This is a genomic window from Tunturibacter psychrotolerans, assembly GCF_040359615.1.
Taxonomy (GTDB): Bacteria; Acidobacteriota; Terriglobia; order Terriglobales; family Acidobacteriaceae; genus Edaphobacter; species Edaphobacter psychrotolerans.
Genome location: NZ_CP132942.1, coordinates 1335182 through 1358914, shown reverse-complemented (window position 1 = coordinate 1358914; position 23733 = coordinate 1335182). Strand labels below are relative to the sequence as shown.

20 protein-coding genes are annotated in these 23733 nt (G+C 56.4%); 13 read left to right on the top strand and 7 right to left on the bottom strand.

Annotated elements, in window-relative coordinates; translation table 11 throughout:
* Positions 1-8 precede the first annotated feature (8 nt).
* The 3 genes from RBB77_RS05585 to RBB77_RS05575 are packed head-to-tail and all read left to right on the top strand — an operon-like array spanning position 9 to position 5937.
* Entirely contained in the window at positions 9-3203 is a 3195-nt protein-coding gene (locus RBB77_RS05585) for an efflux RND transporter permease subunit (protein WP_353065394.1), read from the top strand.
* A gap of 17 nt (positions 3204-3220) precedes the next feature.
* Entirely contained in the window at positions 3221-4486 is a 1266-nt protein-coding gene (locus tag RBB77_RS05580; RefSeq protein ID WP_353065392.1) for an efflux RND transporter periplasmic adaptor subunit, read from the top strand.
* Positions 4483-5937: an efflux transporter outer membrane subunit gene (locus RBB77_RS05575; RefSeq protein ID WP_353065390.1), complete on the top strand. Its 1455-nt coding sequence runs from the start codon at positions 4483-4485 to the stop codon at positions 5935-5937. Before RBB77_RS05580 ends, RBB77_RS05575 begins: the two co-directional genes overlap by 4 nt.
* A 2-nt stretch (positions 5938-5939) precedes the next feature.
* Here RBB77_RS05575 and RBB77_RS05570 read toward each other — a convergent pair whose 3' ends face one another.
* Complete coding sequence (locus RBB77_RS05570) at positions 5940-7391, bottom strand: ATP-binding protein (RefSeq protein WP_353065388.1); 1452 nt, start codon at positions 7389-7391, stop codon at positions 5940-5942.
* 17 nt (positions 7392-7408) lie between these two features.
* Between RBB77_RS05570 and RBB77_RS05565 the strand changes: the two genes are divergently transcribed.
* Both RBB77_RS05565 and RBB77_RS05560 read left to right on the top strand, forming a co-directional pair.
* Positions 7409-8563, top strand: coding sequence for a histidine kinase (locus RBB77_RS05565; RefSeq protein ID WP_353065386.1), 1155 nt, complete (start codon positions 7409-7411; stop codon positions 8561-8563).
* Positions 8560-9279, top strand: coding sequence for a response regulator transcription factor (locus RBB77_RS05560; protein ID WP_353065384.1), 720 nt, complete (start codon positions 8560-8562; stop codon positions 9277-9279). Before RBB77_RS05565 ends, RBB77_RS05560 begins: the two co-directional genes overlap by 4 nt.
* Before the next feature lie 31 nt (positions 9280-9310).
* Here the strand turns inward: RBB77_RS05560 and RBB77_RS05555 are convergent, their stop codons facing one another.
* Complete coding sequence (locus RBB77_RS05555; protein ID WP_353065382.1) at positions 9311-10261, bottom strand: diacylglycerol/lipid kinase family protein; 951 nt, start codon at positions 10259-10261, stop codon at positions 9311-9313.
* A gap of 144 nt (positions 10262-10405) precedes the next feature.
* Between RBB77_RS05555 and RBB77_RS05550 the strand changes: the two genes are divergently transcribed.
* Together RBB77_RS05550 and RBB77_RS05545 are read left to right on the top strand one after the other, a co-directional pair.
* Positions 10406-11080 carry a DUF4339 domain-containing protein gene (locus RBB77_RS05550; RefSeq protein ID WP_353065380.1) on the top strand — a complete coding sequence of 225 codons (675 nt, stop codon included), beginning with the start codon at positions 10406-10408 and terminating at the stop codon, positions 11078-11080.
* Positions 11077-11487: a DUF2752 domain-containing protein gene (locus tag RBB77_RS05545; protein ID WP_353065378.1), complete on the top strand. Its 411-nt coding sequence runs from the start codon at positions 11077-11079 to the stop codon at positions 11485-11487. Before RBB77_RS05550 ends, RBB77_RS05545 begins: the two co-directional genes overlap by 4 nt.
* A gap of 66 nt (positions 11488-11553) precedes the next feature.
* On the opposite strand, the gene RBB77_RS05540 is transcribed toward RBB77_RS05545, so the two are convergent.
* The gene (locus tag RBB77_RS05540; RefSeq protein WP_353065376.1) at positions 11554-12084 is read right to left on the bottom strand and encodes a bactofilin family protein; all 531 of its coding nucleotides are present in this window, start codon (positions 12082-12084) and stop codon (positions 11554-11556) included.
* Between the two features lie 414 nt (positions 12085-12498).
* On the opposite strand from RBB77_RS05540, the gene RBB77_RS05535 reads away from it, so the two are divergent.
* Positions 12499-13143, top strand: a complete 645-nt coding sequence (locus RBB77_RS05535) for a hypothetical protein (protein WP_353065374.1) — start codon at positions 12499-12501, stop codon at positions 13141-13143.
* Positions 13144-13313: 170 nt separating this feature from the next.
* Positions 13314-15011: a SulP family inorganic anion transporter gene (locus RBB77_RS05530; RefSeq protein ID WP_353065372.1), complete on the top strand. Its 1698-nt coding sequence runs from the start codon at positions 13314-13316 to the stop codon at positions 15009-15011.
* Here the strand turns inward: RBB77_RS05530 and RBB77_RS05525 are convergent.
* Entirely contained in the window at positions 15001-15453 is a 453-nt protein-coding gene (locus tag RBB77_RS05525) for a CBS domain-containing protein (RefSeq protein WP_353065370.1), read from the bottom strand. The genes RBB77_RS05530 and RBB77_RS05525 overlap by 11 nt on opposite strands.
* Positions 15454-15545: 92 nt before the next feature.
* On the opposite strand from RBB77_RS05525, the gene RBB77_RS05520 reads away from it, so the two are divergent.
* Positions 15546-16235 (top strand): FmdE family protein, encoded by a 690-nt coding sequence (locus RBB77_RS05520; protein ID WP_353065368.1) that lies wholly within the window; start codon positions 15546-15548, stop codon positions 16233-16235.
* A gap of 33 nt (positions 16236-16268) precedes the next feature.
* Here the strand turns inward: RBB77_RS05520 and RBB77_RS05515 are convergent, their stop codons facing one another.
* Positions 16269-16532, bottom strand: coding sequence for a hypothetical protein (locus tag RBB77_RS05515; RefSeq protein WP_353065366.1), 264 nt, complete (start codon positions 16530-16532; stop codon positions 16269-16271).
* A 126-nt stretch (positions 16533-16658) separates the two neighbouring features.
* Between RBB77_RS05515 and RBB77_RS05510 the strand changes: the two genes are divergently transcribed.
* The 3 genes from RBB77_RS05510 to RBB77_RS05500 all read left to right on the top strand — a co-directional run bounded on the left by RBB77_RS05510 (position 16659) and on the right by RBB77_RS05500 (position 21722).
* Complete coding sequence (locus RBB77_RS05510; RefSeq protein ID WP_353065364.1) at positions 16659-17438, top strand: CHAD domain-containing protein; 780 nt, start codon at positions 16659-16661, stop codon at positions 17436-17438.
* Positions 17439-17794: 356 nt separating this feature from the next.
* Complete coding sequence (locus tag RBB77_RS05505) at positions 17795-18955, top strand: YeiH family protein (RefSeq protein WP_353065362.1); 1161 nt, start codon at positions 17795-17797, stop codon at positions 18953-18955.
* Positions 18956-19172: 217 nt separating this feature from the next.
* On the top strand, positions 19173-21722 hold the full coding sequence (locus RBB77_RS05500) for a capsule assembly Wzi family protein (protein ID WP_353065360.1): 2550 nt from the start codon (positions 19173-19175) through the stop codon (positions 21720-21722).
* A gap of 117 nt (positions 21723-21839) precedes the next feature.
* On the opposite strand, the gene RBB77_RS05495 is transcribed toward RBB77_RS05500, so the two are convergent.
* Together RBB77_RS05495 and RBB77_RS05490 are read right to left on the bottom strand one after the other, a co-directional pair.
* Positions 21840-22649 (bottom strand): 2OG-Fe(II) oxygenase, encoded by an 810-nt coding sequence (locus tag RBB77_RS05495; protein ID WP_353065359.1) that lies wholly within the window; start codon positions 22647-22649, stop codon positions 21840-21842.
* Positions 22650-22753: 104 nt separating this feature from the next.
* Positions 22754-23659, bottom strand: coding sequence for a glycosyltransferase family 2 protein (locus RBB77_RS05490; RefSeq protein WP_353065358.1), 906 nt, complete (start codon positions 23657-23659; stop codon positions 22754-22756).
* Positions 23660-23733 lie beyond the last annotated feature (74 nt).

The window sequence follows — 23733 nt, the reverse complement described above, 5'->3', positions numbered from 1 at the left end:
TTCTTCGTATGTGGATCGTAAAAGTAGCTCTGAGCCGACCGTATACCTTCATCGTGCTGGCAATCCTGATTTTGATTGCTGCGCCTGTGGTCATCTCGAGCACGCCGACCGATATTTTTCCGAATATCAACATTCCAGTGGTGTCGGTTGCGTGGCAATATACGGGATTGAATCCGGAGGAGCTCGAAGGACGCCTGACGACGCCGTACGAGAAGGCGCTGACGGTGCTTGTGGACAACATTCAGCACGTCGAGTCGACCACGTTTGCGGGGCAGGTGATTGTGAAAATTTACCTGCAGCCGGGAGCGAGTCTGGATACGGCGAACTCGCAGGTGTCGGCTGCGTCGGAGTTTCAGCTACGAAGTCTTCCGCCTGGGATTCTGCCGCCGCAGATTATCAACTTCAGTGCGTCAAGCGTGCCGATTATTCAACTCGGGTTGTCAGGCGAGGGGTTGAGCGAGCAGCAACTCAATGACCTCGGTGCGAATTTCGTTCGGCCACAACTGATCTCGGTGCCGGGCGCTGTGATTCCGAATATCTATGGGGGCAAGCAACGGTCGATCATGCTGAATATCGACCCGAAGCTGATGCAGGCCAAAGGGCTGTCGCCGGTCGATGTGCTGAACGCGGTGTCGCAACAGAACGTGGTGCAGCCGGGCGGAACGGCGAAGATCGGTGAGGACGAGTATGACATTCACATCAACTCGTCTCCAGTGACGCTTGAGGGCATCAGCAATCTCCCAATTAAGCAGGTGAACGGCACTACGATTTATTTGCGTGACGTTGCGAGTGTGGCTGACGGGAGCATTCCGCAGACGAATATTGTGCGACAGGACGGCCGTCGTGGTGCGCTGATGGTGATTTTGAAGTCCGGAACCGCGTCGACGTTGAACGTCGTGAGTGGTATACGGAATATCCTGCCGAGGGTGAAACTGACGGTGCCACCGGAGCTGAAGATCACGCCGATCGGCGACCAGTCTGTTTTCGTTCGGGGATCGGTGCAGGGGGTGATCCGTGAAGCCGTGATTGCGGCGATGCTGACGGGGCTGATGATCCTTTTGTTCCTTGGAAGCTGGCGCAGCACCATCATCATCGCGGTTTCAATTCCGCTGTCGATCCTGAGCTCGATTATTATCCTCGGGCTCCTTGGAGAGACGATCAACATCATGACGCTGGGCGGACTGGCGTTGGCGGTCGGCATCCTGGTGGATGATGCAACGGTGACGATTGAGAATATCGAGCGGTACCTCGAGGAGGGGAGAGAGCTGCACGACGCCATCCTCGAAGGCGCAGCGCAGATCTCGGTGCCGGCGCTGGTATCGACTCTTTGTATCTGCATCGTATTTCTTCCGATGTTCTTTTTGAGTGGAGTTGCTCGTTATCTTTTTGTACCGCTCGCTGAAGCTGTGGTCTTCGCGATGTTGGCCTCGTACGTCCTTTCTCGTACCTTGGTGCCGACGCTCGCGATGTACCTGCTCAAGGCAAAGGATCATCATGCTGCTCCCTCAAGGAATATTCTTGCGAGATTTCAACGCGGGTTCGAGCGGCTCTTCGAGAAGCTACGCACCGGCTACCAGGATTTACTCGGCCGGCTTGTGGCAGCGCGAATCTTCTTCGTTCCCATTTTTTTGCTTCTCTGTTTGTGTGCCTTCGCGCTCGTGCCCTTTCTCGGACAGAACTTCTTTCCGAGCACAGATAACGGATCCTTCATTCTTCACGTTCGCGGCAAGAGCGGTATACGTATCGAGGAGACCGCGAAGCTGTGCGATCTGATCGAACAGGATATTCGGAAGACGGTGCCGGCCGCTGAGATGGATAATATCCTGGACAACATTGGACTGCCGTACAGCACGCTGAATACACAGCATGCAACCTCGGGGTTAATCGGTGCGGGAGACGCGGATATTCTGGTTTCCCTGAAGGAAGACCACCATCCGACCGCCAACTATGTCGAGAAGCTGCGAAAGGATCTTCCGCGCGCGTTTCCTGAAGCCACGTTTTACTTTCTGCCGTCCGATATCGTTACGCAGATTTTGAACTTCGGACTGCCTGCGCCAATCGATATACAGTTTGAGGGATCGGATATTGCAGCGAACCGCAAAGTCGCGAACCAGGTATTGAGCGAGCTGCACCATGTTCCGGGTCTGGTGGACCTACGCATCCAGCAACCCGATGACTATCCCGTATTGGACGTTACCGTGGATCGCACGAAAGCGGCGCAGGGCGGCTATACCGAGCGCGATGTGGGTAGCAGCCTGCTGAACATACTCGGCGGTAGTACACAGTTGAATCCACTGTTCTACCTGAACTGGAAGAATGGCAATACGTACAACATTGTGGAGCAGACGCCGCAGTATCAGATCAGCTCTTTGAACTCGCTCGAGAATATTCCGATTTCGTCTGCAACTGCCAAACAACCCGAAATTTTGACGGACGTCGCGAAGATCACCCGCAGTAGCGAGATGGAAGTGGTGACGCACTACAACGTCCGACGGACGCTCGATATCTATGGAAACGTTCAGGGACGTGATCTTGGTTCTGTGGGAAGAGACATCAACGAGATTGTGGCGAGGAATGAAAAGTCCCTGGTACGCGGCAGCTTTGTAAGAGTTCGCGGACAGATAGAGACGATGAACAGCTCATACTTCGGACTGCTTGCAGGACTGGCGTTCGCAATCGTGCTGGTCTACCTGTTGATCGTTGTCAACTTCCAATCGTGGCTCGATCCCTTCATCATCATTACGGCTCTACCTGCTGCACTGGCGGGTATTGTGCTCTTCCTGTTTACGACGAGGACAACGCTGAGCGTTCCGGCGCTGATGGGCGCGATTATGTGCATGGGAGTTGCTACGGCAAACAGCATTCTGGTGGTGTCCTTTGCGAAAGAACGGTTGTTGCACCATGGGGATGCAATTGAGGCAGCGATCGAAGCGGGAGCGACCCGGTTCCGACCTGTGATGATGACGGCTCTAGCGATGATCATCGGCATGATTCCAATGGCGCTGGGTGCGGGTGAGGGCGGAGAGCAGAATGCTCCGCTGGGTCGGGCGGTAATCGGCGGACTATGCTGCGCGACGGTCGCAACCCTCATCTTCGTTCCCTCTGTATTCGCTCTGCTACACAGTTCGAATAAGAAGAAATCGCCCGCCCCCAGTGTGAGCCCCGAGCATCGATTGACGGCCGGAGCTAGAGAGGTTTTATGAAAATTGAAGGAGAACCAATGACGAGTGGGACAAAGGTCGAGACCAGGACGGATGAGGATAAGACCACGGCTTCCGGAGAGTTCTCAGAGGGCGAGACAGAGGTTCGGGAGCCCCGACTGACGAAGGGTACGTGGATCGGACTAGCGGTGATTGCGGTGATCGTGGCACTGGTGGTGATCTTCGGGATTGCTGCGCGTCGCAAGTCGGAGAGCACGCTTGAGACTGATACAAAGGCTGCATCGATTCCATCTGTAAATGTGATTCATCCTGTCAGCTCTGTCTTGTCTTCAGGACTGGCGTTGCCGGGAAACACGCAGGCGTATGTCGACACACCGATCTATGCCCGTACGAGCGGTTATCTGAAGAGCTGGCACTTCGACATAGGCGCGCATGTTCGTAAAGGACAGCTGATGGCTGTCATCGAGACGCCAGAGCTGGATGAACAGCTGCAGGTGGCGCAGGCTGATCTGAAGAGTGCTGAGGCTAATCTCAACCTGGCGAATACGACCTCGGCGCGTTACCAGAATCTACTGACGACTAACTCGGTGTCGAAGCAGGAGACCGATGTTGCGGTGAGCGATGCGGCCGCAAAGAAGGCGGCGGTAGATGCGTCCAATGCCGCTGTACGCAGGCTGCAACAGTTGCAGTCGTTCGAGAAGATTTACGCGCCCTTCGATGGAATTGTGACGGCGCGCAATATCGATATCGGCGGGCTGATTCAGGCTGGGGAGAATCTAACGCCGAAAGAGCTGTTCCATCTGGCAGCTATTCAAAAGATTCGCGTGTTCGTTTCGGTTCCGGAGGCTTACTCAACTTCTATTAAGTCAGGCGGAAAGGCGACCTTGACTCTAGATGAGTATCCGGACAGGGAGTTTGAAGGCACGATTGCGCGGAACTCGAACGCAATCGATTCTGCAACGCGCACGCTGAACGTCGAAGTTGACGTTGACAATCCGAAGGGCGAGTTGCTTCCGGGGGCTTATGTCTTCGTTCACTTCAAGGTTCCGCAACGCTCGTCGAATTTGATGATTCCATCGAATACGCTTCTGTTCCGCGCGCAAGGCCTGCAGGTGGGAGTTGTACGTGATGGCCGTGTGCAACTGGTGCCAGTGACGATCAGTAAAGATCTTGGCGCCAATGTTGAGGTTGCTTCGGGCCTGACTGCTAACGATGCCGTGGTTCTCGATCCGTCCGACTCGCTTGCCAATGGGCAGGAGGTGCAGGTGAAGAGCCATCTGAGTGAGACCGCCAAGCAGATGCAGAAGAAAGAAGGGGATCAGTGACGCTACGACCTGCGGTTCTGGCTGGCGCAACAGTGTTTCTGCTTTGCGGGTGCATGGTGGGGCCGAAGTATGTGAAGCCATCGGTCCCCATGGCTCCTGGATATAAGGAAGCAGGTCCGGACGCCTACAAGGAGAACTCAAATTGGCAGGTCGCTCAGCCGTCCGATGCGGCGCAACGCGGGGATTGGTGGACGATCTTCGGCGATACGGAGCTGAACATTCTTGAGCCGCAGGTTGCGGAGAATAATCAGAATCTAAAGGCAGCGGATGCTCGTTTCCGCGAAGCACGTGCTTTGATTCGGTTCAATCACGCGTCGCTCTTCCCGACCGTAGGAGTAGCTCCGTTTGCAGGGGGCGAACGCGAATCGTCAAACCAGCCCTACTTCAATCTGAACAATGCCCAGGGGAACGGTACTGGGGTGATTCAGCTGCCTGTGGATTTGAACTACGAGATTGATGTGTGGGGACGAGTTCGCCGCACCGTGAGTGCTGCGCGCGAGGAGGCACAGGCGAGCGCGGGGGATAGACAGACGGTGCTGCTGAGCTTGCAGGCTGAGCTTGCGATCGACTACTTCGAAGCTCGCAGCGCAGATGCCCAGGAGAAGCTACTGAACGATACAGTGAAAGACTTCGAAGAGGCCTTTCGGATCACGACGAATCGCTTTGAAGGAGGGGTCGCACCGAAGTCGGACGTCGACCAGGCGCAGACACAGCTTGAAGCAGCGAAGGTGCTGGCGCGTGATATTACCTTGCAACGAGCGCAGTTTGAGCATGCAATAGCAATTCTTCTTGGTAAACCTCCAGCGTCGTTCGCTCTGCTAACCGCTCCTCTTGATGCGCGTCCGCCGATGATTCCGACCGGGCTGCCGTCGGAGTTGCTGGAACGACGCCCGGACATTGCGGCTGCGGAACGGCGGGTTGCGGAGGCGAACGACCGCATCGGCATTGCGCGGGCTGCTTTTTATCCGACGATTTCGTTGAGCGGATCCATCGGGGTAGAGGGAACCTCGTTTGCGAATCTGTTCGATCCGGCCAGCCTGCTGTGGTCGCTTGGACCCACGCTATCGCAGACGGTGTTCGATGCGGGACGACGAGCCTCTGTGTCAGAACAAGCCAATGCCAGCTACGACGAGACTGTTGCCAACTATAGACAGACTACTTTGACTGCGTTTCAACAGGTCGAAGACAATCTTGTCGCTCTCCGCGTTCTCGATCAGGAGGCTGGGCATCAGCATCAGGCTACGATGGCAGCGCAGTCGGCAGAGCAGATATTCAACAACAGATATGTGGGCGGCCTCGACACCTATCTTCAAGTTGTAACTGCGCAGACGACCGAGCTGAATAACGAACGCAACGATATCGACATTATGCGCCGGCAGATGGATGCGAGCGTTCTTTTGATCAAAGCGCTGGGTGGTGGATGGAACGTGGCCAACCTGCCGAAGCTGTAGTCTTAACGGCCCGAAAGGTTGAGGGGCAGGTAGAACGAGAAGACCGACCCCTGCGACGGCTGGCTGGTTACGTCGATGGAGCCGCCGTGGGCTTCGACGATTGCCTTCGCAATGGCAAGTCCCATGCCTGTGCCCTGCACGCGATAACGTTGTCCCTGACCCCGATAAAACTTGTCGAAGATCATCATCTTCTCGAGGTCGTCGACCCCGGCGCCACGATCGGCAACACTGGTGACGAGTTGATCTTTGGAGACCTCAGCGCTGACGAAGATAGGGCTTCCCTCCGGGGAATATTTTGCGGCGTTCTCCAATAGATGCTGGAGGACCTTGGCGATGCGCTCCAGGTCTATTAGTACTGGAGGTAGCGTGTCGGGCAGACGAAGTTCGAGAGGATGATTCTTGAGCGGCCCCTGTACGGCTTCAAGCGCTAAATCAACGGCCTCTCGCATCGAATGAAGGCGGAGGTCAAGTTTGATGTCGTTCGCATCGAGCTCCGCCATCTCCATGGCTTGGCCTACGAGCCGATCTAGCCGGGCGGCCTCCTCCTCGATCACCTGGAGCATCTCTCCGCTTTGCTCTGCGTCGAGAGAGGGTTCGCTACGCAGGGTAGTGACAGCGGCAGTGATGGAGGTCAAAGGCGTTCGCAGCTCGTGCGCGACGGAATCGAGGAGAGCGTTGCGCAGACGTTCGCTTTCGCGCGAGGCCTGGACGCGGGTCAGGGTTTCCACTGCGCCGGCGCGCTCTATGGCGATGGCGGCCAGGCCGCAGACGGCATCGAGCGCCTCGGGCGAAGTCCTGTTGCCAGTGATACCAACTGCGCCGATGGGCCGGGTTCCGAGGAGGATGGGGACTAGAGTGACGGCGCGAGCTTCGTCATAATGATGATCGCGGGTGAATGCGGCATCGCGCAGCTCGGCAGCGGTCACGTCCATGTAGTTTGGGCTTGAACGATAGATGCGATCTCTTTCGCGAAGGTAAACAGCGGCCCCGGTCAGATTGAAGGTCACCGCAATCATCTGCGGCAGGACGTTGAGAAGGTCGATCACATTTCCGGTGACCAGCATCTGCTGGCTGAACTCGTACAGCCTTTCCGCCTCGAGCTGGCGGCGGCGCGAGATCTTTGCTTCGCGGCGTGCACGCTCTGCGAGTTGGCTGGCGACGATACCTGTCACGAGGAATGCCAGTAGTGCGACCCAGTTGCGGCCATCCCCGACAGTGAAGGTGAGGACCGGGGGAAGGAAGAAGAAGTTGAACGCTGCGGCTGAGAGGATGGACAGGTAAATCGAGTGGCGGAGACCCCAGTTTGCCGCTACGAGAAGGATGCCTATCAGGAACGTTAAGGCTACGGTGGTTTCGTTGACATGCAGCCGGAGAAAGTAGACGGCTACAATGACAGCTGCGCTCGCTGTAGAGATACTGTAGCGGACGATACTGCGTATAAGCTTTCGCTGCACTCCTTTATCTTATCCTTATGGGCACTCGCGATAACTCGAATCCGACGCTGAAGAGCCCGGAAGAATGGCTGGAAAAGGTCGCACCAGAGAAGATGCGAGGAACCTTCAAGCTTTTCCTCGGCTACGCACCCGGCGTTGGCAAGACGTACAACATGTTGAGTGAGGCGATCCGCCGGCATCAGCGCGGTGAGGATATTGTGATCGGGGTAGTCGAGACCCACGGCAGACCGCGTACTGCGGAGTTGGCCGGGCAACTGGAGCAGATTCCGCGAAAGAAAATTGAATATAAGGGCGTCGTATTCGAGGAGATGGACCTCGATGGAATACTTACGCGGCGGCCCCAGATCGTCCTTATCGATGAGCTGGCGCACAGCAACATTGAAGGGAGCAAACATCGCAAACGCTTCGAGGATGTTCTCGACGTTCTGGCAGCGAATATCGACGTGCTGGCCACGATGAATGTGCAGCACATCGAGAGCGTCGCGCCAACTGTGCAGAGTGTCACTGGCGTGATCATTCGCGAAACAGTTCCCGACTGGCTGGTGCAGCGCGCGGACGAGATCGTAATGGCCGATCTAACCCCGGAAGCACTGCAAACACGAATGCGGCGCGGAGATATCTACGGAACTGACCGCGCTGAGAAGGCTCTGGCAAACTTCTTTCGCCGGGGAAACCTGATTGCGCTCCGTGAACTGGCGTTGCAGCATGTAACCAAGGCGGTCGATCGTACGCTGACCGCCTACATGGATGCGAAACGCATCGAGGCGCATTGGGCCGTACGCGAGCGGATTGCCGTCTGTATCAGCTCCAGCAGTTCCTCGCAGATGCTGATCGCACGCGGTGCGCGGGTAGCGGAAGGCGTCGGAGGCGAGTTATTCGTTCTGCATGTCGACGCCGATGAAGACTTGCCTGAAGAAGAAAAAAGCACGCTCGCAGCCAACATACAGTTTGCACGCAATCTCGGTGCGCAGGTCTTCACCGTGAAAGGAAAAAGCATTGCGCACGCCGCAGCCAGCTTCGTTCGCGAAAAACGCATCACTCACATCGTCTTCGGCCGCGCCGCGGTTCACGGCTTTCGCAAATACCTTTACTACTGGGCGATTCAGCACTTTCTCAAGGAGTCGCCGAATGTGGACGTACACATCGTTACGCAACATCCGGAGCGCGAATGAAGCAGACCCTGCACGACCACCAACAGGCGAAGATACTTATCGTCGATGACGAACCTCAGATTACTCGCGTGCTTCGCACGGCACTTTCAACCCAGGGTTATTCGTTGCGTATCGCTGCGAATGGCGTTGAGGGAATGGAGGCTGTACACGCGTGGAAGCCGGATCTCGTCGTCACGGATGTTTCCATGCCAGAGATGAATGGGATTGAGCTTTGCCGTGAGATTCGTGCCGTATCCGAGGTACCGATCATCGTTCTTTCGGTCCGCAATCAAGAGGCTATGAAGATCGAGGCGCTGGACGCCGGGGCGGACGATTATGTGACGAAACCGTTCAGTATTCAGGAGCTGCAGGCTCGCGTCCGCGCCCAACTGCGCCGTAGTTTGTCGGCCGAGTCCGAGACTCCGCAGATTATCTCAGCCGGTGATTTCTATATCGACATTCCACAACATCGTGTCGTGGTTCGAGGGCAAGATACACACCTGACACCGAAACAATTCGACCTACTCGTCTGCCTGGCGCAGCACCCGGGACAGGTCCTCACGCATCGAGCGTTGCTCCATGCGGTGTGGGGGACCAACGCCGACCAGCCAGAGTACCTGCGAGTCAACATTGGACAGTTGCGCAAGAAGATCGAACTCACAGATGAGCCAGCGTATATCGTTACCGAGCCGTGGATTGGCTACCGCTTTCGACCGACCGGCAACGATGATTTTTAACTGGGGGCACGATTCTGACGAGATGGAATGCCTAGGTCATTCTCTCTGCCAAGTTGTTTTTCGGCATTAATAACAAAACTGCTTGAGGTATGAGCCGGACCGACATCGGCAGATTCCCAACCCACTCCCCGTCGAGTTCGGCGTGAGTGCGATGATTCGTCTCGATAGGCGTGCAGAGAAACTCGGAGACACGAACCTCCTCCAGCCATGGATTTTGCGAGTTCAATCCAATGCGACTGAGTGCAAACCAGGCAGGTAAACCGACTCTTGCCGGGGGCTTTACGATGGACAAGAGGAGGTCGCTCTCGAGCGGGGAACTCCCGCTTCCCAGCCGACTGAATATGCCCCCGAGACTTACGACACGAGAACACATAACGCTGACACCGCGCTGCTCCACCCACTTGCCGGAGTCGCTTGTTCGATATTTCACCTGAAACGCCGGAAATTTTCGCATGAGGAAGAGCCTTAGAGCATGGGCATAGTAGGCGCTTCGACCGAGCTTTGATCTCTTGCCTGCAAGCAGCCGATAGACGAGCGCGCCGTCGGGGCCGGCTCCTGCCATGACGGTGAAATACCTGGTCACTTCGGATTCTCCGGTGATATATCGCGCCTCGCCTACTGAAATCGCGCGTGGTTCAAAGTTGAGCTGCTGTTCAAGAGCTTTTATTGGGTTGAGCGACAAATGCAGGTTACGCGCAAAGACGTTTGCCGTGCCGAGCGGCACGACTCCGAGCGCGGCCGTTGTGCCCACAAGGCCTTGCAGAACCTCGTGAACGGTGCCGTCGCCACCGCAGGCAAAGACTGCATCACTTTTGTTGGCGGCAGCGGCGGCAATCGATTGCGCCTCTCCGGCCGCTGTCGTTAACACTGCGGTCGCCTGCACGCCGCTTTGTTCAAGAGCCTGCGTCAAGGCATGGACCAGCATCTGCAGATCTTTCCTTCGCCCTGCTGACGCGTTTACGACCAAAGTGGCTCGATGCACACTGCAAGACTCTCATATTCTGAATCCAAGGGAACAGAATCGCGACATCGGGCCGGGCCTCCGAATCTGATTGTGTGAAACTGCCAGTCCATGATTTGATCGAGTCTGCAGTGCGTTGCAGTCCTCTAACCTTAGGAGCTTTGCATGACCTACCAGGTTTCACGCAATGGGCAGATGTACGGACCGTATACCGTCGAAGATCTCCAGCGCTATGTGGCGTCGGGAAACGTTCTGCTGACCGACATGGCCAAGAGTGACACGATGCCCGATTGGGTCCCCGTCGCTCAAGTTCTCGGATCGACTGGCGTCCCGGCAACACCGGCCTACGCGGCTCCTGTTGCGTATCCGCAGGCAGGCGGGATCTATCCTGATCCACCCAATTTGAACTGGGTCCTCGAGCTGCTGCTGGGCTTTCTGACCTGTACGCTCTTCGTGGTGGTTTGGAATCTGGTCATTGCCGGATGGGCAAACCGAGTGCAGCCGGCGAGCAAGGCCTTGATGTTTTACATCATCGCCACTGTGCTGGTTGTGCTCAACCTCGGCAGCTCCTGGGGAGTGGTGATCTCGATGAGCCATCATCAACAGCCGCATCAAAACTTCGTCGGAGGATTTATCGGCATCGCCTCCTGGGTAGCTCGGCTCATCGCTCGCTTTACACTGCGAGACACGCTTGAACAACATTTCAATGGTCCCGAGCCGCTCGGCCTGCGCCTGAATCCCGTCATGACATTCTTCTTCGGCGGCATTTATTTTCAGTACAAACTCAACGAGATCAACCAACTGAAGCAGAACCTTCGCTACCAGAACGTAGCGCGATGATTTCGATGGCCCGCGGCCGCTTCGCGGAGATCGTGCGCATGGCTGCGCCACCGACATTGGTCGTGACGAGTACTTGTGTTCTGTTGCGCTTTCCGCCAGCAGAAAACAGCTTCTATCCGGAATGTCCCATTTACAGATTGCTTCATCTGCTATGCCCGGGGTGCGGAGCGACACGTGCTCTCGCAGCACTGCTGCATGGGCACTTCAGTGAAGCAATGTACCTCAACGGCCTTACCACGGTCTTGCTCCCAATTGCGGTGATCGGTGGTGTCCGTTGGTATTGCCGTTATGTGAGGCGGGAACCCGGTCACTGGCCGCAACTGTCAAGCGCGGCGATCTATGCCACACTTGCTGCCGCCATGATTTTTGCAGTGGTTCGCAATCTTCCGCTTGGCCCGTTCAGATAAAAAGCAAAACGGTCCCCATGATTAGCAGGACCGTTTTGATCAGAAGCGAACGGAGTTGAAGAAGAGTTATGCCTCGACCGCAACTGGCTCGGCTGCTGCGGGGGTTGCACTACCGCCCTTCAGGTCGGTGCCACCCGGCTTGCGGATATCGATGCCACCCTTAAAGAACGCGCCATCTTCAATCGAGATACGTGCTGCGATCACATCGCCGGTGAGCGATCCTTCGCTGCGAATATCCACGCGATCGCTGGCCTGGCAGTTACCGCGAACTTTACCCAGCACAACGATCTCGCGTGCAACGATATTTGCTGCGACCTGCCCGTTGCGACCAACAGTGACGCGGTTGCCAGGGAGGTTGATTGCGCCTTCGACTTTGCCATCGATATACAGTGACTCAGAGCCTGTCAGCTCACCCTTGACGATCAGGGACTTGCCGATGGTGGCCTGCTCGCCGGTTGGTACAGCGGCTGCTGCATTGCCAGCGCCAACGGTCGCGGGACGGGTGGGGCTCGCCTCGAAGTTCGTCGCTGGAGTCGACGGACGCACCGGTTCTGGAGTCGAGGGAGTGTTGCTTCCAGTCTGATTCGGTTTCCACATGTTCGTTTGTATCCTTTCGTACTGCTTCAAAATGATCCGCCGCGGTCTGTCGCACGCGCTACCACGACGGCAGCACGCATACTTTCCACGATACTACTCTGCAAAGGCCCACGGATTGCCCAGTATTCACAATCTATTCCACAACGTCTGAACCTTTTCCGTTACCTATGGAGTTCTTACCGGCTTTACTGAAGTTTCTTCCGTATCTCCTCCTTTTCTACCACCCCAAAAGTGTTATGTGTCCCAGAGCCCGTACCGCATAGAAAAGACTGTGCGTCAGGTAGCATGACAACAACTGAAAATCCCCTGTGAGAGCCCTATCCCTTGAGTTCGACTCCCCGTACGACACGCGTCAGGCGGCAAATAGTTCCTCTTCTGCCGACCTTCTTTTTTTTGGCTTTGCCGGCGATTTTTTTGGGAAATTCGTTGCTTGCGGCCGGTCCAAAGGTTCATACGGTGACGCTTGGGCCGTATCACAAGGTCCCCTACACCCAGCCTGACGCCACTCCAGACACAAAAGTGGATGAGACCAGCAGCCTGAAGGTGCGTCCTCTCTTTGTCGACGACCGCCAGAAGGAGTGGACGACTGGCGAGATTCATGACGTCACCGACCGCACTTTCACTGTCCGTCGCGCGCTTCGACTCAACGACGCTCTGCCCAACGATGCTGCACCACATTGGATCTGGCAGCCTGGTCCATGGCTCTCGGTTGATCGCGTCACCGGCCACATTACAGTGCTTCATCTGCCTGACTTCGACTTCACCGTCTCGGATGTGGTCTGGTTCCGCGATTATGCGGCCTACTGCGGCATCTCCACGACAGCCAAGGGCGGCCTCTTTGCCGTCGTGGCCCAGCTGGGAGCGCGTAGGCCTGTGGTCCAGAAGCAGATCGGCAAATGGCCGGAGGCAGACCACTTCATTCCCGTCTGTCAGCCTGCCCAGTGGCAGCGATTGCCTACGCGGGTCACGTTGAAGCCGACTGGCGGCGAGTCCGCCACTTACGATGTGGTCGGCACCGTTTCCCTGTTGGAAGAGGGCGATAGCTCGGACGAACAGTAGTGTGGGCGAGCAGGGATAGCCTGACAATGGCTCCTGAGAAGATTCTGGTTGCTTCGCTGATCGTTCGTCCCGGTCAAAATCCGGTATTTGGTTTAGCATCAACGTCTACTTGCAATTCGACAGCTGCGAAGCTGTAAATTTGCACTGCTTGCCGTGCAGGAGTCTTCGATTTGCTGAATCTGTTCCAAGGCATCAGGCCGTTGAAGCGAGGTGGCGCCTTACGAGACGCGTTCGCCGGGGTCGCATTTGCGGCGATGAACATTCCCCAAGCGCTCGGATACACACGGATCGCGGGGATGCCGGTCGTAACCGGCCTCTACTCCCTTCTACTGCCGATGCTTGCATTTGCGACCTTCGGTTCGTCGCGGTTTCTGGTCGTCGCTGCCGACTCGGCGACGGCAGCGATTCTTCGCGGCGGGCTAGTCGGTATGGCGCCAACAGCAAGCACGCGGTACGTTGCTCTGGCAGGCCTGGTTGCGTTGCTCACGGCTGCTTTCCTGCTACTCGGACGTTTGCTTAAATTGGGCTTCGTCTCAGACTTTCTCTCGCAGACGGTGCTTGTCGGCTTCCTGACGGGAATCGGGTTTCAGGTCGGCATCGCGGTTCTGGGCCAAATGCTTGGCATTCAGGTCACCTCGCATCGATCGATTCTCCAGCTCGCGGAGATCGGCCGCGGCCTCCCCAAGGTTCATCTGCCAACGCTGGCGGTGACCCTCGCGGTGCTTGCGTTTGTCTTTGCTCTCCGTTGGTCTGCACCTAAAGTGCCGGGTCCAATGCTGGCCGTCATTCTGGCCATTGCAGCCAGCGCGTTTTGGAACTTTGCCGGACACGGCATTGCCATCATTGGCCCGGTCGTGGGCGGCCTGCCGCACTTTGCGATGCCCGACATCAGCTGGAGGGACATTTCTCCGCTACTCTCTATCGCAGCGTCGTGCGCGGTTATGATTCTCACCCAGAGCGCTGCGACCTCTCGTGTCTATGCAGCGCGTCATCACCAGCGACTGGATGAGAATCAGGACCTGGTCGGCCTCTCCGCGGCCAATGCCGCCGCTGCCTTCAGCGGGACCTTCGTCGTCAACGGCAGCCCCACGCAGACCGCGATGGTCGAAGGCGCGGGAAGTCAGAGTCAGGTCGCTCAGGTCACCACGGCTGTCGTGGTCGCCCTCGTCCTGCTGTTTCTAACCAAACCGCTCCAGTTTCTTCCTCAATGTGTACTCGGTACCCTGGTTTTTCTGGTGGCGATCCGCCTGATCAAACTGCGCAGCCTCGCCAGCATCCGCCGCGAGAGCCCGGGCGAGTTTGCGCTCGCGGTGACCACCACCATCGTTGTGATTGCGGCGGGGGTGGAGCAGGGCATCATTCTGGCGATGGTCCTTTCTTTGCTTCGCATCGTGCACCACATCTATCATCCGCGCACCGGCGTCATGGTCCCGGATGAGACCAGCATATGGAAGCTGATTCCCCCCGATCCGGGCGCCGCTACCGCGCCGGGACTTGTGATGTATCGATTTGGAGCCGCAATTTTTTACGCAAACGCAAGCCGTTTTTGCGACGAAATTCTCAGGCTGGTGGGCCCGTCCCCGACGACCGTGCGCTGGGTCATTATCGATGGCGAGGCGATCACAAATGTGGACTTCAGTGCGGCGCGCGCGGTTGAAGAGTTGAAGAAAAATTTGGCGAGCATGGGCGTCCAGTTCGGATTCGCTCGGCTACCGTGGAACACACGGGCCGACTTCGACCGCCATCATCTCACCGTGGCCATCGGTCCTTCGTGGATCTTCAACCGGCTTCACGACGCGGTCGATGCCTTTGAAGCGCTAGGGCCAGCCGCATCTATCCCGATAGTGCAATCATTCCCTACGTCGTAGCCGCGCCCGAAATGTAGGCTTCGAGATGCCGGATCGTCATCTCCTGATCGCTGATGACCGAGTTCACCAGGTCGCCGATCGAGACGACGCCGACGACGGCGTTGCCTTCCACCACCGGCAGGTGCCGGATGCGATTCTTTGTGATGATTCGCATGCACTCGCCAACCGTGTGCTTTGGCGAAACGGAGATCACCGGACTGCTCATGATCTCTGCAACCTGGGTCTCTTTTGACGAGCGCCCTTGCAGGATGACCTTCCGCGCGTAGTCGCGTTCGGAGATGATCCCCAGCAGCGATTGATGCTCCATCACCAGCAGTGCGCCAACCTGCCGATCGGCCATCATTTCGACTGCCTGATACACGGAGGCGTCGGGCGCGATCGCCGCAACTGCCCCGGACTTCTGCTTGAGTACCATACCGATTGTCGTTGCAAATTCAGCCATGGAGCACCTCGGGCCTCGAATAGTACCCCGGGGGCACAACTACGTGCAAATGCAAAAAAACAGCCGTCCTTCGCTAGCAGTATCATCAAGATATGCAATCTTTTGACGCTCTTCTTCACGAAGCCGAGATCGCCCACGGCCACCTATGCGCCGGGCAGATTCTCGGGGTCCGACTGGCGATGCTTGGTTGCGAACGGCTCGGCATCGAAGATCCCAAGGGGGCCGACCGCAAGCGCTTGGTGACCTTCATCGAGATCGACCGTTGCGCCACCGACGCTATTGGAGTCGTGACCGGCTGCCGCCTGGGCAAGCGCGCCATAAAATTTCGCGACTGGGGGAAAATGGCCGCTACCTTCGTCGACCTCAACTCGCCTCTCGCACCGCAAGACAGTACTCCCGTCTTCAAAGCCGTTCGCATTGCTGCGCTTGAATCTTCCAAACAACGTGCTCGTGAACTCTTTCCGCATATCGAGAATAAAAATCAACAGCAGATGCTTGCTTATCGCGAGCTTCCGAATGGTGACCTCTTCCATGAAGAGTGGGTGGCAGTCCCGATTCATCCTCGCGAGATGCCTGGCTACAAGTCGGCACGCATCACCTGCGCACAGTGCGGCGAAGGCATCAACTATGATCGGGAGCACCTCAGCGATGAACGAACACTTTGCCAAGCTTGTGCCTTTCCGGAGACCCGATATTACAGGCCGCTCACAGAAAGGGAGTTTGGGACCAACAGCGAGGCCGGCGCGGAAACCTCTCCGCAACCGGCCTGCGAACATTGTTAGTTAGGCGCTACCAGAAGCAGCATCTCGCGTTGATTACCAGCGTCCGCGATGGTCGTAGTGATAGCGCTGATATTCGTGGGCTCGTACCCACTCCGCGTGCCGACGCTCCCGCTCGAAGCGCAGCCTAGCGTAGTAGTCCGGTCCATAGTAGCCGTAGTAGCCCGGATAGCCGACCCGGACGCCCACGGCAAGCTGCTGTGCGTCAGCCTTCGCCGGTGCAGCCAACGCGACCGCACCTGCGAGTAGAGTAACCGTTACAGCCTTTGCAACCATCGCTTTTACGTTTGTAATCTTCATAACAACCTCCTGCCTACACCAAATGAAACACGCCTTCGTAATAGCGGTTGCGCGCAACTATCATGGTGATCCGGTGTCGCGAAACCCGAGTCGGAAGATTCTGCATCTGTAAAACAAGGTGTCCTAATGCCGCGACCAGTCGTCACATTTCTCCGTCACTCTCTGGCTTTGAAGGCCGCAATGGCCGATTGCCTCGACGATCCGAAGCCAGAAGCCGTTCACAAACTTCGTTCCAGCACTCGCCGCCTGGAAGCCGTGCTCGAAGTATTGATTTCCTCTGCCGATCTGCCCACACTGCCGAAGAGATCCGAGGCCTTCAGGCGTTCCCTCCGCCAGATTCGCAGGAGCTCCGGAGGAGTACGCGATGTGGATGTTCACCGTGAACTTCTCAGCTCTTACCAGGCGATAAGTGGTGCGGCTGAGTTAGACAAGGAGCTACAAGCGCTGAGAAAGAAGAAGGTGAAAAAACTGCATCGGCAGATCCTCGCGGATGAAGATGAAATCCGCCTTACCCTCGACAGGCTCGAAGCAACTGTTGCGGGACTCACCGATCTCAACCTCAGCGGAGGAAACCTGGTCGACGCAGCGCGAAGCTGGCTGACCCCGGCGTTGCGCGGTCTTAATCCTCATGAGGATGAAGACCTCCACTCGATCCGCAAGGCCTGCAAGACAGCACGGTACATCGCAGAGATCGGCGGGGAATCCTCTAAACTTGCAGCGAAGTTTGCAAAGCGTCTGGAAAACGTCCAGCAAACTACGGGAGAATGGCACGATTGTCTCCTTTTGTTGCACCAGGCCCATGCCAGCCTTCCGGGCAAAAGTCCCTTCACTGAGAGGCTTTACGCAAAGACGGGACTACTGCGGCGCCGGGCTGAGTCCAAAGCGGCTCATCTGCTGAGGGCCTGAGTCAGGAATCGCTCGGCCGAATGGTGTACACTTCATCTCAACATGACGGTCCTCCGCCAATTCGCGACCCTGCACCTCATGCCTACTCGCTGTTGTTGTAGCTAGTCCCGTCTACGTACCATCCCCTTTCTAAAAAATTGATGTTGTAGCTCACGTCTTTTGTCGGCCACAACGCTTCTTCCAAGGAGATCTCTCCATGTCCACCCCTCGCACCCGTCTCTCTTTTTCTACTGATACCTGGGCAATTGTGCTGTCTCTTGCTCTCGCCGTCATCGTTCGCTTAGGGCTGCTCAAAACCGTCGTCTGGTAAGCATCGAAGTCCGCGCCCCCAACAAATTCTGCACCAAGGAGAACTTATGGCCGCTTCAGTCGATCTACCCGATCTTCGCAGAGAATACCCTCCGCACGCCCCGGACCGCGTTCCCGCTGAGCGCTCCTCGCTTCTCGGCTTGCTTCCGGGCATTGCGCTTCTGGCGGTCGTCGGCTACGCGGGCAAGTTCGTCGAGCACTTCATCAATACCTATGGGAAGGCCCACCACTACGTGCTCCCTAACATCGAGTATGTCCTCTGGGCCATACTCTTTGGCATTCTAATCGCCAATACCGTCGGCCTTCCCCGAATCTTCCGGGCTGGCGTTGCTACCTACGAGTTCTGGCTGAAGGCAGGCATTATCCTGCTCGGCGCACGATTCATTCTCGGGGATATCCTTAAACTCGGCGGAATCTCGCTGGCGCTGGTCTTTGTGGCGTTCGCCTTCTCGCTGACATTTATGACCTGGCTAGGCCGTACCTTCAAACTCGGTCCCCAACTCACCACGCTTCTGGCCGTTGGCTCCAGTGTCTGCGGTGTTTCTGCCATAATCGCCACTCAGGGCGCAATCGACGCAGACGAAGAGGACTCCTCCACTGCTATCGCTGCGATCCTGGCACTCGGCGCAATCTCGCTGTTCACCTTCCCCCTTATCGGTCATGCACTGCACATGAGCGACCGCGCCTATGGTCTTTGGGCTGGTCTCGCCGTCGACAATACTGCCGAAGCCACTGCCGCCGGAGCCCTCTATTCCGATGCTGCAGGCAAGTTCGCGGTGCTTGCTAAGACCTGCCGCAACGCTCTTATTGGCTTCGTTGTGCTGGGCTACGCGATCCAGTGGGCGCGCAAAGGCCTCGCCAGCCGGGCAGCCACGGCACAACTGGAGAACAAGGCGGCGTTTCTATGGAAAAAGTTCCCCAAGTTCGTCCTCGGTTTTCTCTTTATCTCGCTTCTTGCGACGCTCGGGTCTTCGACGAACCCACATATCGCCGCGTTGGGCTTTTCGAAGCCTCAACTTGCAGTACTGGGAAACCTGAGCCGTTGGGCCTTTCTGCTTACCTTTGCCGGCGTAGGACTGCGTACGAACCTGAAGGACCTATTCAAACAAGGAGCCAGGCCTTTCATCGTCGGAGCCCTCGGCGAGGTCGCTATCGCCGCAATTACCCTGTTGCTGGTTTTAGGGGCTAACCACTTCTTCCATCTCTAAACCGACGGATCCGGGAGGGTGCCGCTTCGACTCTTTGCAGCGCGGGTCAAACGTCAAATGAAGGTCGAAAGTTGTCACCCTTTCGTCATCGCCTTATGACAGGGGGGCGGGCTATGGTAGCCTCCTGCAAGGGGTTGCATTATTGAAGTTCCGCAGCCCTGAACCGTCACCGATGCCTGTAATCCACTCAAAGTCTGGTCGATCTCTCTTTTTCGCAGTGTTGCTCCTGCTTGGGATCGGTCAGTCGCACGCACAAAGTGCCCCAATACAACCGGACTCGCCGAACGCGGTTACGGCAGGCAGCTCTAGTTCCCTGCCCGATGCACCGTCACCACAGGCCAGCTCCGGATCTTCCTCCGGCGCAGCCGTCGACCCGACCGACCGGCCGGACGTCACCTTTACCGGCACCCCGAAGCGGCTTCTGCTCGATCAAAAGGCCATCTGGACCAGCCCGCTACACGTGCGGCCGAGCGATGCAGTCTGGCTGCTGCCGCTAGGCACGGCAACGGGCTTGTTGATAGGCAGCGATCAACACACCATGACATCGTTGATCAACATCAACGCAAACGATAGAAGCACGTTTAATACCCTGTCGGACGCTGGTGTTATTACGCTTGGCGCGGTGCCTGCGAGCATGTACCTATGGAGTCTATTCAACTATGCTCCACAGGCCCGCGAGACGGGCCTGCTGGCCGGCGAAGCAGTGGCAGACAGCCTGGCCGTTAGCGAAGTGGGCAAATTTGTCTCCCTGCGTGATCGTCCACTCGTAAACAACGCCAAAGGCGACTTCTTCAGTTCGAGCCCCACCGAGTCGTCGTTTCCTTCGAATCACGCGACCGCGGCATGGGCCCTGGCGGCAGTAATCGGAGATGAATATCCTGGCTGGATTACACGCACTGCGGTCTATGGGCTGGCGACCGGGGTGAGCGCAAGTCGTGTGCTTTCGGAACAACACTTCCCGTCGGATGTCCTGATCGGAAGCGTGACTGGATGGCTGATCGGGCACTACGTCTATCGGGCGCACCACAACTTTAGCTTGAACCCCTTCGATTCCACGCCAATGCCAGGAGATTTCGGGGTTCCACGGACACACAAGACACAGCAGGCAGGCGCGCCATCGCAGCCGGTGCCCGTCGCTCATCATCCCCCGCGGCTTTTTACGGAAGAGGATGATCCAGACACCATCGGATCAACGAATGTACCAATGGATAGCTGGGTTTATCCTGCTCTTGAAAGACTCGCTGCGATGGGGTTCATTCCCGGCCAAAGCGTCTCGATCCGCCCATGGACAAGGCAGGAGTGCCTGCGACAACTGAGAGTGGCAGAGGATTTGGCCGATCGGGAGGACTACAGCAGTCCGAGCCTACTTAGAGAAGCTCGACTGCTTATCGCGGATCTTCACGCTGAATTCGAAACCGGACCGACCTACTACGAGGTGGCGAGTCTTGAATCGGTCTACGGGCGATTCGGAACGATTGCGGGCCCAGCACTGGCAGACAGTTTCCACTTTGGCCAGACTTGGTGGAACGATTTCGGCCGCCCGCTCGGCCGTGGCAGCAGCGCAATACTCGGGTATTCGGTGCGCGCGCGTTACGGGCGACTGTTCTTCTACGACCGTCAGGAACTGCAGCATGGTCCGGGCAATCCGGCGGAATCGGAGGAGAGGAATCAACTGATCAACGAACTGGATCAGATACAGCCCGAATTCGATCCACACATAGAGCCGATACCTGAGAGATCGGCCTACACCCGCCAGCGCCCAATCGAACTTTATGGAGGAATCGCGTTCGCGGGCAATGAGGTTTCGTTCGGCAAACAGGAGCTCTACTGGGGACCGACAAATATCGGGCCGCTTGCTTTTTCCAGCAACGCGGAGCCGACTTACAACCTGCGCTTTGTATCGACGAGGCCCCACCCCTTCCCGTTGGTTCCATCCCTCGGCACGTATCGTTTCGATGTCGTGCTGGGAAAGCTGTCCGGACATAGTTATCCAGCACGTCCCTGGTATAACGGGCAAAAGATGGATCTCAACTTCGGGGATAACCTTGAAATGAGCTTCACACGCTGGTCTATCTTTTGGGGAGTCGGACATCCGATCACATTCCACAGTTTTAAAGATAATGTCTTCAGCTTCAACTCAACTGGTACCGGCGCGTATGGAGATCGGACTGATCCAGGCGATCGTAAGAGCAACTTCGACTTCAGCTACCGACTTCCTTTTTTGAGTCGGATCGTCACGCTTTACGCGGACGCATACTCCGACGACGATCCTAGCCCGATTGCCGCGCCGCGTAGAGCCGTCTGGAGTCCGGGCATTTACTTTGCACGGTTGCCCTTCCTACCGCACATGGATCTGCGCGTGGAGGCCGTAAGCTCCACCGGGCTCGCCACCAACTTCGGCGGCCAGCACTACTTCATCAACAATCAATATCTGGACGGAAATACAAACAAGGGCTTCCTGCTGGGCAATGCCGTGGGTCGCGACGGGCGCGCGATCGAAGGTCGCAGCGGCTACTGGTTTTCAGCGCGAACAAGACTTGAACTGGGCTATCGCCAGAACAAGATAGGAAACGACTACCTACCCAACGGCGGTACGATAACGGACGGCTTCCTAAACGGCTCCTATGCATTCAACCGCCATTGGCAAGCGCAAATCTTCACACAGTACGAGCGATTCCTGGTTCCCTCTTACATGCATGGATCGCAGCACAACACAAGCGGATGGCTGCAGATTGCGTGGACTCCAGAGCTTCATCTCCACAAATAGCACCCGGCGTTCGCGCTGACATTCTTTGGCGCTTACAGGAACAATATGGTCAAAATCGGAAAGGAGCGCCCTTTCGGCTGGCGTCCCTTTCCGATCGCTCTAGTCTGTTCGGGCTCGTTAGTCTTTCTTATAGACGTGCTTGTTCTCAACAATTCCCTTCTTGAACACGGTTCGAACCGCTTGGCGGAGAGCGATATCACCCTGCAAGACGAGGTCGCGCACTGGCTGCTCCGGACGACCGCGAAAAGAGGTGACATGAAAGTATTCGTGATCCTCAAGAGGCTTCGCAGAGAAGTAATAGTTCGACACGCAACAACGCGAACGATCTACCACTACCTGGCTCACCGAGTGCCACGATTTTTCGTGCGTCGCCATGATCGCAAGCCGATTGAACAGCGCTGCAATTACCCGTTGCGGCTCTTTGGGCCCGTTGTCCCATAGTTCCAGATTGCCGCCATATTCCTCGCGCCAGTCTGGCGTCACGTAATAGAGGAGATTTATTACTCGATACATCTGACGGTTCTTGTCGTGAGAGTTGTCCAAGTGAGGATTTAGAAAATTATCCTTGGCCATCAAACTGATTCCGCCAGCATAAAGATTCTCGTCTGGAACCATCCCCTGGATACCGGTTATCTCTTCGATTACTTTTAGAACCCTTGGGTCCTGGAACGCGTAAACGATTTCCTCGAGGGCAGAAGAGTATTTGTTCATCTGCGCAGCGACATACTTATTTTCACGAAGGCTCTTCTTGAGCATCATCGTGTCTTTATCAGGGAACGCTTTGAAAATATTGACGACCTCTTCTTCCGGCAAGAGGTGATCGATCGCGCAACTCTGAACGATATGCTCCTGAAAATCGCTGCGCATACGTTCACGTTCTTCAATAAGTCTCTTTTCAATAATCGCTGCGTATTGGCTGCGATCCATATCCTATACCTCTGTCATTCCTGTTTTGTACTCTCAAACTACTTCCCTCGGCGATCTGAAATTGAGGGCTCAAAACGATAAGGCTTCGCATTAATTAGTAATCGTCACTTCCAGAATCCCGAATTCATACTGAGTCTGCGTTTCCATTCCAGACTCAGTTTCCTTTCCAAACGGCCAAGCCTATAGCCCAACAGCTTGAGTGCGGTCCGACCGAGTGCTGAGGGAATGAACAGTTTCGATGATGGCCAAAGATATTTGAACTCCGATCGCACATAACGGCCGCCTTCGCCGGACGCACCTCCGAATTCGTCCAACATCCAACTCTCCTTCGCGTGCAACACTCCAATATCGAAGTAGCGTTTGAACTCCTGTATCCAAGTATAACTATGGGAGTGGTAGACCTGTGCATCCGCCACATAAGCTATCTTCCATCCCGCCAGCAGCAGTCTGGCGGCTGTAATCGTATCTTCTCCGAAGATGACGTCGCATGGAAAGCCACCAACGGCTATGAGCGCGTCTCGCCGATAAGCCGCAAAGGCATTTGAGATGAAGATAGCTTTAAACCCGAGTTGCTCTCGGCTAGCCAGCGTGCGAGTACTGGACTGCGCAGGGTAGTTGTAGAAGCGAGCATGCGATTCAATGTGGGTCGCGTTCAAACGCGGGAGCTGACGCCCATAGGCAGCGGCAACCATTGGATCGACAAACGCCCTGAGCAAACAACTCATAGCGTCTGGTCCCGTCACTTCTATATCTTGTGTTAGAAACACGAGTATTTCAGCATCGGGCAATAGCTTCAGCGCAAGCTGTCTTGTTCCGCCGTGATTGAAATCCGATCGAGGAATTACATGCAACCGGAAGCCAGCAGTCGTCGCCAGAGTCGCTGTTCCATCGACGGAAGACGAATCAAGTATTAGTACCCGGTCCGCTGGAATACATGCCAAAAGCGGTGTCGTAAGGCGAGGCCAGTCTTTGGCGGCATTCAGAGTCGGTACAACGACGAAAAAATTCACCGTTTAGAGCGTATCACTATCGAACAGCCTCTCTGACGCGAGTGGTTTCGGTCAATCTGGTTGGCAATCGAGAA